Source organism: Streptomyces sp. B5E4 (assembly GCF_039871555.1).
In the GTDB taxonomy this organism is placed as follows: Bacteria; Actinomycetota; Actinomycetes; order Streptomycetales; family Streptomycetaceae; genus Streptomyces.
Genome location: NZ_JBDPMI010000019.1, coordinates 77,672 through 89,950 on the forward strand (window position 1 = coordinate 77,672; position 12,279 = coordinate 89,950).

The window sequence follows — 12,279 nt, forward strand, 5'->3', positions numbered from 1 at the left end:
GGGGAAATCCGCCCCAGATTCGTCGAGGAGGCGACGACGTGAGTCTCCTGGCTCTCGGTTCACCGCCGGCTCCTGGCCTTCCCACCCCCACGGGGGCAGTGGCCTGTTCGGAGTCGACTCACCGATCACAGTGGCGGGACCGCACCGGATTCACACCGGCTTCCTCGTTCCGCCGTCACCTTTGGGCGCCCATCATCGCAGACGAGGCCCCCTCCGGGGGAGAGGGGTGCTACCCTTGATATCAAGGATGGTTTTGTTGATATCAAGGGAGGTGCAGGATGAGTCGCACGGTGATCGATCTGGAGGACGGCCTGCTCGCCGACGTGGCGCAGGCCCTCGGCACGAGCACCAAGAAGGAGACGGTCAACACCGCTCTGCGCGAGGTGCTGGAGAACCGGCGGAGGGCGCTCGCGCTCACGCGGCTGCGGGCCGCCGCCGACGAGGGCGCGTTCGAGCTCGACCTTCTTGAGGACAAGAGGAACTACCGCGGGTGAACGCCGCGCACTACCTCGTCGACACCAGCGCGCTCGCCCGGATGATGCGCGGCGACGCCGAGCAGTTCGGGTGGGACCGTGCGGCCGCGGCCGGGCTCATCGCGGTCTGCCCCGTCACCGAGCTGGAGTTCCTTTACAGTGCCCGCTCCGCCGACGACCGGGAGCGGGGCGTGGAAGACCTGCGGACGATCTTCGGGTGGGTGCCGGTCGACGACCGGGCGTACGACCGGGCGTTGCAGGTGCAGGAGGCGCTGACCAGGCGCGGGCAGCACCGCGGCGCGGGTCCGGTCGACCTCGTCGTGGCGGCCACCGCGGAGTTGCAGGGGCTGACCCTGCTGCACCGCGACCGGGACTTCGAACGCATCGCCGCCGCAACCGGGCAGGCCCTGCAGTGGTACGGGCCCGCGGCCGGGAAGTGACCGGCCGTTCGGCTAGGGTGTAATGCATGGAAGCGAATAGCGACCCTTACGAGATACGGGCCGGGGTGCCCTCCGTCGCGGACTACCGGCGGCTGCGGACCGGGGCCGGGCTGTCGGACAAGGCGGCCGGGGCCGCCGCCCTCGCGTTGCCGAACACGTGGCACGGGGTCGTGGTGTACCACCGCGGGGTGCCCGTGGGGATGGGGCGCGTGGTGGGGGACGGGGGGACCGCCTTTCAGGTGGTGGACATGTGCGTGCTGCCCGGCCACCAGGGGCAGGGGCTCGGCAAGCAGATCATGGCGGCGCTCGTCGCGGAGCTGGACCGGCGGGCGCCCGCCACCGCGTACGTGTCGCTCGTCGCCGACGGGCCCGCGCGGTTCCTGTACGAGAAGTTCGGCTTCGCCGACGTCGCCGGGCACGGCTCCATCGGCATGTACCGCACCGGCTGAGCAGCCTCGCGGCCCGCCGCGTGCCTCGTACGGCCATACGATAGGCGCATGCCGGAGCGCGACACCGCCCCCTCGCCCACCCCCGCCGTCCACCGTCACGAGTGGACGCCCGACCGGGAGCAGCTCGAAGCCGCCAGCACGGTGTTCTCCCTGCTCGCCGACGCCACGCGGTTGCACCTGCTGTGGCTGCTGGCCGAGGGCGAGGCCGACGTCACCGAGCTGGCCACCGCCAGCGGCGCCGCCAGGCCGGCCGTCAGCCAGCATCTGGCCAAGCTGCGCCTCGCCAGCCTGGTGCACTCCAGGAAGGAAGGCCGCCGCGTCGTGTACTCGCTGCGCGACGGACACCTCCGCGGGCTCGTCGTCGAGGCCCTCAACCACGCCGATCACCTCATGACCGGCGAGCCTTGGCACTCCTGAGCCACGGCGCGTCCACAGCTCGTCCCACCCCTGGGGAATAGCGCCCGGGCCCTCCTCTGTTTAACATGTGCGCATATGCGCACACGAGCAAAGGAAGAGGCCAGGGCCATGTTCTCCGTACTCCGCAACCGCACCTACAGACACCTCTTCGCCGCCCAGGCCATCGCCCTCCTCGGCACCGGCCTCGCCACCGTCGCGCTCAGCCTCCTCGCCTACGACCTCGCCGGCGGCAACGCCTCCGCCGTGCTCGGCACCGCCCTGGCCGTCAAGATGGTCGCCTACGTCGGCATCGCCCCCGTCATCGGCGCCCTCGCCGACCGCATCCCGCGCCGCGCCCTGCTGGTCGGCGCCGACCTCGTGCGCGGCGTCGTCGCGCTCGCGCTGCCGTTCGTGACCGAGGTCTGGCAGATCTACGTGCTGATCTTCCTGCTCCAGTCCGCCTCCGCCGCGTTCACCCCGACCTTCCAGGCCACCATCCCCGAGGTGCTCCCCGCCGAGCGCGACTACACCCGCGCGCTGTCGATGTCGCGGCTCGCGTACGACATGGAGAGCCTGTTCAGCCCCGTGCTCGCCGCCGGGCTGCTGACCCTCCTCACCTACGACCGGCTCTTCCTCGGCACCGCCGCCGGCTTCGTCGCCTCCGCGGCGCTCGTCGTCTCCGTGGCGCTGCCGAAGCCGACGCCGCGCGAGACCGGCGGGGAGAGCGGCGGGGCGTTCGCCAAGGCCGCGTACGGGATGAAGCTGTTCGGCTCCGCGCCCCAGCTCCGCGCCCTCCTCGCGCTCAACCTCGCGGTGGCGGCGGCCGGCGCGATGGTGGTCGTCAACACCGTGGTCCTGGTCCGCGACCACTTCGCCCGCTCGGTCGGCGACGTGTCGCTCGCCCTCGGCGCCTTCGGCGCCGGGTCGATGGCGGTCGCGCTGGCGCTCCCCCGGGTGCTGGAGCGGGTCGGCGACCGCGCGGTGATGCTGCCGGCGGCGTTCGTGCCGGCGCCGGTGCTGGCCGTCGTCGGGGCGGGGCTCGCGGCGGGGGTGCGGACCTGGCCGGCGCTGCTCGCCGCATGGGCCGTGCTCGGCGCGGCGACCTCGGCGATGGTGACGCCGACCGGGCGCTTGATCCGCGCCGCGGTGCCGGGCAGGGCGGATCTGCCGGCGGCGTTCGCGGCGCAGTTCTCGCTGTCGCACGTCGCGTGGCTGCTGACGTACCCGCTGGCCGGCTATCTCGCGGCGCGGGCCGGGACGGCCGTGGCGGCGGGGGCGCTGGCGGTCATCGGGCTCGCGGCGGCGGTGGCGGCGGTGCTGCTGTGGCGGCCGGCGGGCGCGGAGCGTACGGCCGGTTCCTCCCTGCCTGCCCGCGGCGCGCGGCTCACCCGGGACCGTACGACCACCGCGGCGTAGCAGCGAACCACCCCGCGTGACGCGCGCCACCGTACCTCGATATACCCCCTGGGGGTATATCTGCTACGCTGATCACCAGACAGACCGCACCGGACTCGAAGGGCAAGGACACCACCATGAACGCCACGCACCACCACGACGCCCACGCCCACCACGGCCACCACGCCCCCGCCGGCCCCGCCGGACTGGAGAGCACCGAGGGCGGCTACACGCTGGCGCTGGAGACCACCGCGCTCCCCGTGGACACCGGGACCGAGCTGCGCTTCCGCCTCCTCGGCGCCGACGGCCTCCCGGTCACCGACCTCACGCCCATCCACGACAAGCTGGTCCACCTGATCGTCGTACGCCGCGATCTGACCCGCTACGTCCACGTCCACCCCGCCGAGGCAGCCGACGGCACCTGGTCCGTCCGCGTCCGCCTCCCCGAGGCAGGCGCCTACCGCGTCTTCGCCGACCTCGCCCCGGCCGCGCTCGGCCGCCCCCTCACCCTCGGCGCGGACCTGGCGGCCGGCGACGGTGCCGGGCCCGCGCACGAACTCCCCGCGCCCGCACGGGCCTTCGCGGTCGACGGCCGCGAGGTGACGCTCACCGGCGAGCCGGCGGCGGGCGAGGGGCGGCGGCTGGAGTTCGCCGTCGCCCGCGACGGCAAGCCGGTCACCGACCTGCAGCCCTACCTCGCCGCGTACGGGCACCTGGTGGCGGTGCGCCGCGAGGACCTCGCGTACGTCCACGTCCACCCGGACGGCTCGCCCGGCGACGGCACGACCGAACCCGGCCCCGTCGTGGCGTTCCACGCGCAGGTGCCGGGCCCGGGGACGTACCGGCTGTTCCTCGACTTCAAGCACGAGGACCAGGTCCGCACCGCGGAGTTCACCGCGGTCGTGCGGTGAAGCGGGCCGGCGGGCCGGTCAGCAGGGCGGTCGGTGAGGTGGTCACTCCTTGCCGACCGGGAAGTTGCTGCGGAACACCCCCTGCGGGTCGCGGGCGCGCTTGACGGCCCGCAGGCGGGCCAGGCTCTCGGCGCCGAAGACGTCGGCCGCGCCCTCGTCGGTGCCCAGGAACGTGAACGGCTTGCGGCCCGCGACGTACGCGTCGAGGGCTTTGAGCAGCGCGCTCCGGCGGGCGGGGATGCCGGCGGCCACCTCGGGGGAGAACGGGACGCCGAAGAGATACAGCAGGTACGGCTCCGGCAGCGCGCCGTGCGGGGAGTCCGAGGGGCGCGCCAGCGCGCCGCCGACGTGGCGGAGCTGGACGCCGAGCAGCGGGGCGATCGGCTCCGCGAGCAGCGTGTCGATCACGGTGTCGTCCAGGGCCGTGAGCAGTTCCGCGCGGCCGATGCCGGGGCTGGGGTCGGTGGGCTCGGCGGTGATGGTGCCCAGCTCGTGGACGGGCAGCACGGCGCGGTTGTCGTCGAGCCGGCCCGCGATCGCGTCGAAGGGGCGCAGCAGCTCGGGCCCGGCGTCCCCGGCGCCCTCGCCGAGGTACGTGGCGTGGACGGCGATCACCGGGTCGGCGCCGGGCAGGTTCAGCAGCCCGGCCCAGACGGTCAGTTCCTCCGGCGCCGCGGCGGTCACCGCGCGGAAGACGTCGAGCACCTCCCGGGCCTGCGTGCCGGGCCACAGCATCTGGCCGCCGTACAGGGCGGGCGCGGGGTACAGGCGGAACTCCGTCGCGGTGACGAGCGCGTAGTCGCCCCCGCCGCCGCGCAGCGCCCAGAACAGCTCGGGGTCGGTCTCGGCGGTCACCCGCGCGGGCACGCCGTCGGCGTCGACGACCTCGAAGGCGGTGACGGAGTCGGCCGCCCAGCCGTGGGCGCGGCTGAACCAGCCGACGCCGCCGCCCAGCGTGTAGCCCGTCACGGAGACGACGGGCGAGCTGCCCGGCAGCCCGGTCAGCCCGTGCCGCGACGCCTCTTCCTGTACGCGCCCCCACTTCACCCCGGCGCCGACCCGCGCGATCCGCGCCACCGGGTCGACCCGCACCTCGTCCAGCAGCCGGGTGCGCAGCAGAACGGCGCCCTCCACGGCCCCCGAGGCGCCGTGCCCCGCGGGCTGCGCGGCCACGGCGACACCCGCCCGCCGCGCATGGCGGACCAGCGCGGCGACGTCGTCGGCGTCGGCCGCCTCCACGACGCCGGCGGCGGCGGGCTGCGGCACGGCCACGTTCCACGGCTGGGTGGCCGCCTCGAAGCCGTCGTCGCCGGGCAGGAGCACCCGGCCGCGAACGGCGGAACGGAGTTCGGCAAAGCTGCTCATCTCGGATCCTTACGGAAGTCACCAACAAACGGTTCGGATTCGAGCATCGCGCGCGGGTCTGACATCCGGCCGCGGGGGGTGCCCGTCACGGCAGGGTCCTCCCGGGCGGCGAGACGGCGGGGACGGCCCCCGCCTCCCGCGGGCCCAGAACCGCTCCGGCCGGCGCACCAAATGCGCGCAGGTGTACGCGAACGCCGCGCCGGCGTCCAGTTCGCCCGTGTTCACCGGCACCGTCCGCCACGGCGTGCGCGCCGGCACCCGGCGGGTCAGCTCGGTCTCCGCCCGCAGGTGGGCCGCCGCCGACTCCAGGTCCCGTACGTGCCGCGTGCCCGGCGCCGAACAGCCCCCGGGCCGGTGACTCCACCCTCTGCCGCGGCCTCGCCGTGGCGCTCCGCGAAGAGGGGGCGGTGGTCGACCACGTCGAGGAGGCCGACGTCCTCGCGCGGGGACACGAGCTGAACGGTCATCGCCGCAGTCTCGCAGCCGCCGCCGGACGCCGGGCGCGGTGGGCGCGATGTCCGGAGGCGGGGCGGTCTGCCCCGGCCCCGGCCGTGTGAAATAGGTCACACCGCCGCACTCCTTATGGGGATTCTTCGTGCTCCGAGGGATTCCGGCGCTGGCACATTGTTCCGGCGTCGGAGGACCCCTCGCCCCCACGCGACGGAAGGGACGCCAGGACCGTGACGACGATCTACTGCCCGCGCTGCGACAGCCGGCACGACCCGGCGGGAGCGCCGTGGTGCGCGCAGCCGCGCGACGTGACCGCGGTCCCCGAGATCTACGGGACCCTGGGCACACCCGCGCTGCAACTTCCCGCGGCGACGTCGGGCGGACCCGCGCCCGGGGACCTGGAGCTGTTCGCCGACCATGACAGGCCGCCGCCCGCGGCGGCGGAAGCCCCGGCCGACCGCGGCGGCGTGGGGGCAGAACTCGTGCCCGTACGGCCGCGGTCGCGGCACCGGCGCTACAAGCCGCGCAGCCGGCGGCTGGCCGGTCTGGCGGCGGCCGGGATGACCGTGCTGTCCGGCGGGCTGCTCGCCGCGAACGCCATGGGCGGCGGAGGCCCCCGCGCGGACAACGCCGTGGCGCGGGACGACGTACCGGCGCAGCCGCTCCCGTCCCAGGAGCCGGGGACCGACGACGACGGCGCCACCCCGGACGGCGACCGCCCCTCGGGCGCGGCGAAGCCGGACGGCGCGCAGCCCACCGACCCGCGGCCGGGGCCGACGAAGGCGGCCCGCGACGCGGACCGGGACACGAAGAGCCCGGAGCCGACGACGGACAGCCCGGAGCCGACGGCCACGACCCCGGCCGAGGGCCGCGTCACGGCGCCGGACACCGCGGAACCCGAGTCGTCCCCGTCCACCGGCACCCCGACGCCCACGCCGAGCGACGAGGGCGACACCGGCAACGGCGGTGACGACGGCGGCTCGAACGGCTCCGGCGGCGGGTCGGACGAGGACTCCGACCGCGGCGGCCTCGACCTCGACCTCCCCCTCCTCCCCGGCCTCCTCTGACGGACGCGCACCCGCCGTCTCCGACGACGGTCACCCGGCGTGCCGCGCCTCCACGAGCACCCGGCGGGACGGCACCGCGACGAGCAGCGCCGCCAGGACGAGAACTCCGCTCGCCCACAGCGGCCCGCGGTTCCCCGCGGCGCCGATCGCCCCCGCGGCGACGAGCGGACCCGCCACGGCGCCGACGTTGAGTGCCGCGGTGGCGTACGCCCCGGCCATCGTGGGTGCGCCGGCGGCCTCGTACAGCACCCGCGTGATCAGCGTGCTGCCCACGGCGAACGACAGCGCCCCCAGCACGCACACGAGCCCGAGCAGCGCCACCGGGTACCCGGCCAGCAGCCCCAGCACCGGCCAGCCGGCCAGCAGCAGCGGCCCGCCGACGGCGACGACCGCACCGGGACGTACGTCCGCGACCCGCCCCGCGAAGGTGACGCCGGCGAACGACCCCGCCCCGAACAGCACCAGCGCGACCGAGATCCACGGCTTGGCCAGCCCGGCGGTGTCGGTCACCAGCGGAGCCAGGAAGGTGAAGCTGCCGAACGTGGCCGCGTTCACCAGCGCGCCGAGCAGCATGACGAGGATCAGCCGCGGGCTCCTGAGCCGCGCGATCTCCGACCGCAGCGCGGGCCCGCCCCTCTCGCCCGGCCGCGCCCGGCGCCCGGGGATCCCCGCGAGGATGCCGAGGGCGGCGGGCAGACACAGGGCGGCGACCGCCCAGAACGTCGCCCGCCAGCCGAGAAAGCTCCCCGCACGCCCGGATAGCCCTCGGAGCGCCCCGGAGACGCCCAACGACCCGGAGACTGCGCTCTGGACGGCCCTGCGGGAGGCAGGCCCGCAAGGGGCCACCGTGGGCGGCCTCATGGCTGCGTGCGGCATGGGGCGGAGCTGGGTGTACTCCAGGCTTCGTCAGCACTCCGACGCCGGGCGCGCGGTGCAGCTCGCGCGCGGCAAGTGGCGAGCTGCCAACGCCGATCACCACCAGCGCGGCACGACCAGCCCCGGCACTACCGAGCGGGCGCGGCGCTCTCGTGACCGCATCCAGCAGCGACCCCCCAACCGCGACGGAAAGTAGTCATCCTCGTCCGCGCATCGTCCATGCGCCTCGCGCGCGCCTGCGCGCGGTGGCCACGCACTCGTCCGTGGACGTGCACGGTGGACGACCACAGTCAGTAACGGGCAGCCGGTTCCGTCTGGGGACAGTCACGCCCCAGGCGGAACCGGAATTCAAGCCCAGATCAGAGAAGGAGGAAAAGCCCAACATCGAGAAATGGAGGAAGTTCCATGAAGGAGGAATCCGAAAGCAAATCATCAATTCGATCCGACGCTCCGGAGGAACGCACAGGTCTTCGGCGGAAGACCGAAGAGACCAGCAACGGAGCATCCGTTGAAGTGATTTGGCACGCTGGCGCGACTCTCACCGAGACCGAGCGTCAGTGGCTCCTGCGACTTCTGTTTCAGAAATCCGCGAAAAGGCAAGGTGAGTCACGCACTAGTGACGGCCCGTCAAGTGATGGCGTAAGATACCCGAACCACAGGGTGCCCCGGACGCGGCTGCCACCGCCCCGGGGCTGGCCGACTACTAGGGAGCCGACGTGGCCCATATAAGCACACCCACCCCTGCCTCTGTCCAGGCAGCGACCGAATTAGTTGGGCGGCGCGTCCTGCGCGCGGTTGATTACCTACGGGTGTCGACCGAGGAGCAGAAGAAGGGTTATGGCGTCGCCAGTCAGGGAAAGAAGACCGGCCGCTACATCGAAAAGAAGTCGTGGAAACACGTAGGCACCTACGTAGACGACGGAGTGAGCGGCAGCCTTGAAGCCGATCAGCGCGATGACCTTCAGCGGTTGATGCTGGATGCCCGCGCAGGACTTTTCGATGTCGTGGTCGTAAAGGAAGGCCGTGCTATTGGGCGCACCGGGCGCGCATTCTGGCGTTGGGTGTGGGAGTTGGAAGATCTCGGAATATTCGTAGCCATCGCTGAGGGCGACGTCGACAACACCACAAAAGACGGCCGTTCGGAAATGCGGCGGCAGGCCGATTATGCCGAAACCGAATGGGAGACCATTCGGACGCGCACGCAGGACGGGTTGCAGGAGAAGGCCCTAGACGGCGGTTGGGTCGGCGGCATTCCACCGTTCGGCTATCGAATCAAAGATCAAGGAAAGAAGAAGCGCTCCCGTCTTGCGATCAACGAATCCGAGGCTGCTGTATTGAGGCGTGCCTGGGAACTCATTGTGCTGGAAAGAAAGAACTGTCGGCAGGCCGCTCAAGGACTCAATCAAGAAGGGCTTCACAGGCGGGACGGAAAGCCCTGGCGTCATTGGGGTCTGCGAAAGACAATGTCGTCGGATGCCGTCGCGGATGCGTGCAGTGTATTCCGCAACCCTGCGCGCGACGAGGGTGGCAGTTACAGCAAGACCAAGTTGAACCCGGACGGTTCACCGATGTTCGGGGACACGGTTGTGGTCCCGATCCCGCCCATCTTCGATGAGGACGAAAGGCGGAAGCTTAAGCTTGCACTGGACACGGGACGCCGGGGCCAAGTGAGCGGCAAGCACACTTACCCGCTTTCCGGTCGGATCTTCAATTCCCACGGCTGCGGGAGTCGTTACAACGGATCATGGCGCTCAGAGAGTGACGCGCGCTGGTACATCTGCTCCGGGAAGCAAGAAAAGTACCCGGGCGACAAACCATGCTCCTGCCAGCACGTAGATGCTGACGCGCTTGAGGCACGGGTTTGGCAAGAAGTTTGCGAACTCTTCCGTTCGCCGGAACAGCTTAAGTCGATGGCAGCCGAGTGGCTAGAGATCTCGGCTGACCAAAAGAGCAACCATGCCCGCCGAATCAAAGAGCTTGATCGGCAAATCGAAGTCCAGAACAAGGCAATTGCTGTTGTAATCGTCATGGCAGCCAAAGAGGCGGTCGAATCGGGAGACGAAGACCCCCAGCCCGCCATCAAAGAGGCCACAAAGGACTTGAAGCGAGAGTTGGCAAAACTCCGAACACTTCGCGACGATGCCGTCGAGTGGCAAGCCGAAACAGAATCCTCCGAGATCCTCGCCAGGGATCTAGAAGATCTCGCTGCGATGGCAACCAAGGATCTTCCAAATCTCCCCTTGGAAGATCAGCGTAGATTCCTTGCGCTGTGGAATGTAAGGGTGACTATCACGGGCCCTCGCCAGAAGACACGAAGGGGGCGCCCATGCTCGCTTGAGAAATGGTTCTACCAGAACGACCGGCTAGTGCCTGAATCTGTGTCGGACGAGGTATGGGAGAAAATTGAGCCTGATTTGCGCGGGAAGTCACGGACGATTCCTCCACGCCAGTTGGTAGAGGCGATTCTCTACAAGGCACGCACAGGTATGAACTGGGATGCCTTGCCCGCAGAGTTCGGCCATCACAGCACAATCCACTCGCGTTGCGCGCACTGGATCAACCGCGGCATGTGGGATCGGATCATGCGTCACGTGCCCAACGAGGGAGTCCCGGCATTCAAGCGGGTCAGCCTGCCTCCGATTCGGATTGAAGGGGAGGTGGACCCCCGCTACTGCGGGGGGCGGAAACTGACAGATCAGGACCCCGCAGCGAAGACGACCAGGGCGAGCAGATAGAGCGGGAGGGGCATCGAGAGGCTCCGAGACGAGGAGAAGAAGAGGGGAGGCCGTCTCGGTCGCCGCGATCAGCGCCCGTGGGCGCGCACGTCCGGCCGCACTGGGCGGCGGGGCTGCGGACTCAGTGGTGCAGGGGGCTGACGGCGTGACCGAAAGCCCCCGCCCTGTCCGACTCGGGGCTCGACATGACGCGCACGCTACCCGAACGCCCGCAGGACAAGCACGCCGGTTTCCGGTACGCACGGTCCGTACGCCCCGCGCGATGCCGACCCGCGGCCCACCGCACCGCGGACCTCACCCCCACGCCGCCTCCCCCGCCACCGCGCCCAGGAACGCCCCGCCCAGCCCCACCGCCAGGCTCGCCCCCACGTACGCCGCCGCGTACCGCCCCCGGCCCGTCTCCGCCAGCCGCAGCACCTCGTACGAGAACGTCGAGTACGTCGTCAGCGCCCCGCACAGCCCCGTGCCCAGCAGCAGCCGCACCGGCTCCGGGGCGGCGCCGGCCAGCGTCGCACCCGCGAGGGTGCCGAGGACCAGGCAGCCGGTGACGTTGACGATCAGCGTGCCCCAGGGGAACGCCGAGCCGTGCCGCAACTGCACCGCCCGGTCGGTGACGTACCGCAGCGGCGCCCCGGCCATCCCCCCGGCGACCACGAGCAGCCAGTTCACGCGTCCCCCTCCCCCGCACCCGCCGGTGCCCGTGAGCCGCCCGAGCGCCCCACCGCCCCCCGCGTCACGGCCTGCGCCGCCCACACCGCCGCCAGCGCGGTGACCGGCGTCAGCGCCAGGTACGCCGCCCCCGCCGCCGCCCGGTCCTCCTCGGCCACCAGACGCTGTACGTCCACCGCGTACGTCGAGAACGTCGTGAACCCCCCGAGCACGCCCGCGCCCAGGAACGGCCGCACCAGCCGGTGCGCCGTCCGCGCCTCCGTGATCAGGACCATCAGCACGCCGATCGCCGCGCACCCGACGACGTTCACCAGCAGGGTCGTCCACGGGAAGGCCGCCGGCTCCGCGGGCCACAGCAACCCGGCCCCGTAGCGCGCCGCGGATCCCACGCCGCCGCCCAGCGCCACCATCGCCACCGGCGCGCCCTGGCCGCGCCACCGGTGCTCGGCCGGCGCGGGCAGCGCCACCTCGACATCGGGGTCGATCGGCTCGGCCGGGTGTCCCCGGCGGGCATCTCCGCCGGGCCGCGGGGCCTCCGTCATGTGCGCACCTCACCCACTCGCCGCGGCGCGCACGGCAGCGCACGCCTTCGTCGCAAGCAGGGACCGTTGGCGGCATCCGGCGCCGCGGTTCGGGTACGGCGGGCCCCACCGCCGTCGGGACGGCCCGGCCGGGCACACCGGCGGCCGTCTCGTACCCCCAGGCTACGCTTCCGCGCTCCCCGCGGGCCGCCCCACCGGCCCGCACCTCCCTCACCTGCGTATGAATCCCGTCAACGCCGCCCCCCACCTCGTCAGGGGGCCGTCAACGCATGTCACATCCGTCCCTCCGCGGGGTTTCTCTGGACACGTCCGTTCGATTCGATTCCGTCTAGGAGCACCGATGGCCGACGTGGCCTTCGTCGTCACCACACTCGCGGTCTTCGCGCTGGTGGCGCTCATCGCCCGAGGGGTAGCGAAGCTGTGACCGCCGACAACGTGGTGGGCCTCATCGTGGCCGTCGCCCTGCTGGGCTATCTGATCCTCGCCCTCGTCTTCCCCGAGAGGTTCTGAG

General features: G+C 71.9%; 13 protein-coding genes, 1 pseudogene and 1 riboswitch. Of the genes and pseudogenes, 9 read left to right on the forward strand and 5 right to left on the reverse strand.

Going from position 1 to position 12,279, the window contains the following annotated elements; genetic code table 11:
- Positions 1-19 precede the first annotated feature (19 nt).
- A riboswitch (cobalamin riboswitch) is annotated at positions 20-210 on the reverse strand.
- Positions 211-278: 68 nt separating this feature from the next.
- The 6 genes from ABGA99_RS23120 (at position 279) to ABGA99_RS23145 (ending at position 4,064) form a co-directional block, all read left to right on the forward strand.
- Positions 279-494 carry a type II toxin-antitoxin system VapB family antitoxin gene (locus ABGA99_RS23120; protein ID WP_347580912.1) on the forward strand — a complete coding sequence of 72 codons (216 nt, stop codon included), beginning with the start codon at positions 279-281 and terminating at the stop codon, positions 492-494.
- Positions 491-913 carry a PIN domain nuclease gene (locus ABGA99_RS23125; protein ID WP_347583346.1) on the forward strand — a complete coding sequence of 141 codons (423 nt, stop codon included), beginning with the start codon at positions 491-493 and terminating at the stop codon, positions 911-913. The genes ABGA99_RS23120 and ABGA99_RS23125 overlap by 4 nt, the downstream gene beginning before the upstream one ends.
- Before the next feature lie 26 nt (positions 914-939).
- Entirely contained in the window at positions 940-1,362 is a 423-nt protein-coding gene (locus tag ABGA99_RS23130) for a GNAT family N-acetyltransferase (RefSeq protein ID WP_347580914.1), read from the forward strand.
- Positions 1,363-1,410: 48 nt separating this feature from the next.
- Positions 1,411-1,779, forward strand: a complete 369-nt coding sequence (locus ABGA99_RS23135) for a metalloregulator ArsR/SmtB family transcription factor (RefSeq protein ID WP_347580915.1) — start codon at positions 1,411-1,413, stop codon at positions 1,777-1,779.
- Positions 1,780-1,887: 108 nt separating this feature from the next.
- Entirely contained in the window at positions 1,888-3,174 is a 1,287-nt protein-coding gene (locus ABGA99_RS23140) for an MFS transporter (protein WP_347583376.1), read from the forward strand.
- Between the two features lie 116 nt (positions 3,175-3,290).
- Positions 3,291-4,064, forward strand: a complete 774-nt coding sequence (locus ABGA99_RS23145; protein WP_347583347.1) for a hypothetical protein — start codon at positions 3,291-3,293, stop codon at positions 4,062-4,064.
- 42 nt (positions 4,065-4,106) lie between these two features.
- Here the strand turns inward: ABGA99_RS23145 and ABGA99_RS23150 are convergent, their stop codons facing one another.
- Positions 4,107-5,429 (reverse strand): FAD-binding oxidoreductase, encoded by a 1,323-nt coding sequence (locus ABGA99_RS23150; protein ID WP_347583348.1) that lies wholly within the window; start codon positions 5,427-5,429, stop codon positions 4,107-4,109.
- Positions 5,430-5,695: 266 nt separating this feature from the next.
- Complete coding sequence (locus ABGA99_RS23155; RefSeq protein WP_347583349.1) at positions 5,696-5,896, reverse strand: hypothetical protein; 201 nt, start codon at positions 5,894-5,896, stop codon at positions 5,696-5,698.
- A 213-nt stretch (positions 5,897-6,109) separates the two neighbouring features.
- On the opposite strand from ABGA99_RS23155, the gene ABGA99_RS23160 reads away from it, so the two are divergent.
- Entirely contained in the window at positions 6,110-6,946 is an 837-nt protein-coding gene (locus tag ABGA99_RS23160; protein WP_347583350.1) for a hypothetical protein, read from the forward strand.
- 30 nt (positions 6,947-6,976) lie between these two features.
- Here ABGA99_RS23160 and ABGA99_RS23165 read toward each other — a convergent pair.
- Positions 6,977-7,717: pseudogene (locus tag ABGA99_RS23165) on the reverse strand (MFS transporter); the annotation flags it as partial.
- Between the two features lie 821 nt (positions 7,718-8,538).
- Here ABGA99_RS23165 and ABGA99_RS23170 point away from each other — a divergent pair.
- Positions 8,539-10,557 (forward strand): recombinase family protein, encoded by a 2,019-nt coding sequence (locus ABGA99_RS23170; RefSeq protein ID WP_347583351.1) that lies wholly within the window; start codon positions 8,539-8,541, stop codon positions 10,555-10,557.
- Positions 10,558-10,851: 294 nt separating this feature from the next.
- Here the strand turns inward: ABGA99_RS23170 and crcB are convergent, their stop codons facing one another.
- Together crcB and ABGA99_RS23180 are read right to left on the reverse strand one after the other, a co-directional pair.
- A complete protein-coding gene (crcB, locus tag ABGA99_RS23175) occupies positions 10,852-11,226 on the reverse strand; it encodes a fluoride efflux transporter CrcB (protein ID WP_347583352.1) in 375 nt (124 codons plus the stop codon).
- The gene (locus tag ABGA99_RS23180; RefSeq protein ID WP_347583353.1) at positions 11,223-11,768 is read right to left on the reverse strand and encodes a CrcB family protein; all 546 of its coding nucleotides are present in this window, start codon (positions 11,766-11,768) and stop codon (positions 11,223-11,225) included. The genes crcB and ABGA99_RS23180 overlap by 4 nt, the downstream gene beginning before the upstream one ends.
- 420 nt (positions 11,769-12,188) lie before the next feature.
- Between ABGA99_RS23180 and kdpF the strand changes: the two genes are divergently transcribed.
- Positions 12,189-12,278: a K(+)-transporting ATPase subunit F gene (gene kdpF, locus ABGA99_RS23185; protein WP_347580923.1), complete on the forward strand. Its 90-nt coding sequence runs from the start codon at positions 12,189-12,191 to the stop codon at positions 12,276-12,278.
- Position 12,279 lies beyond the last annotated feature (1 nt).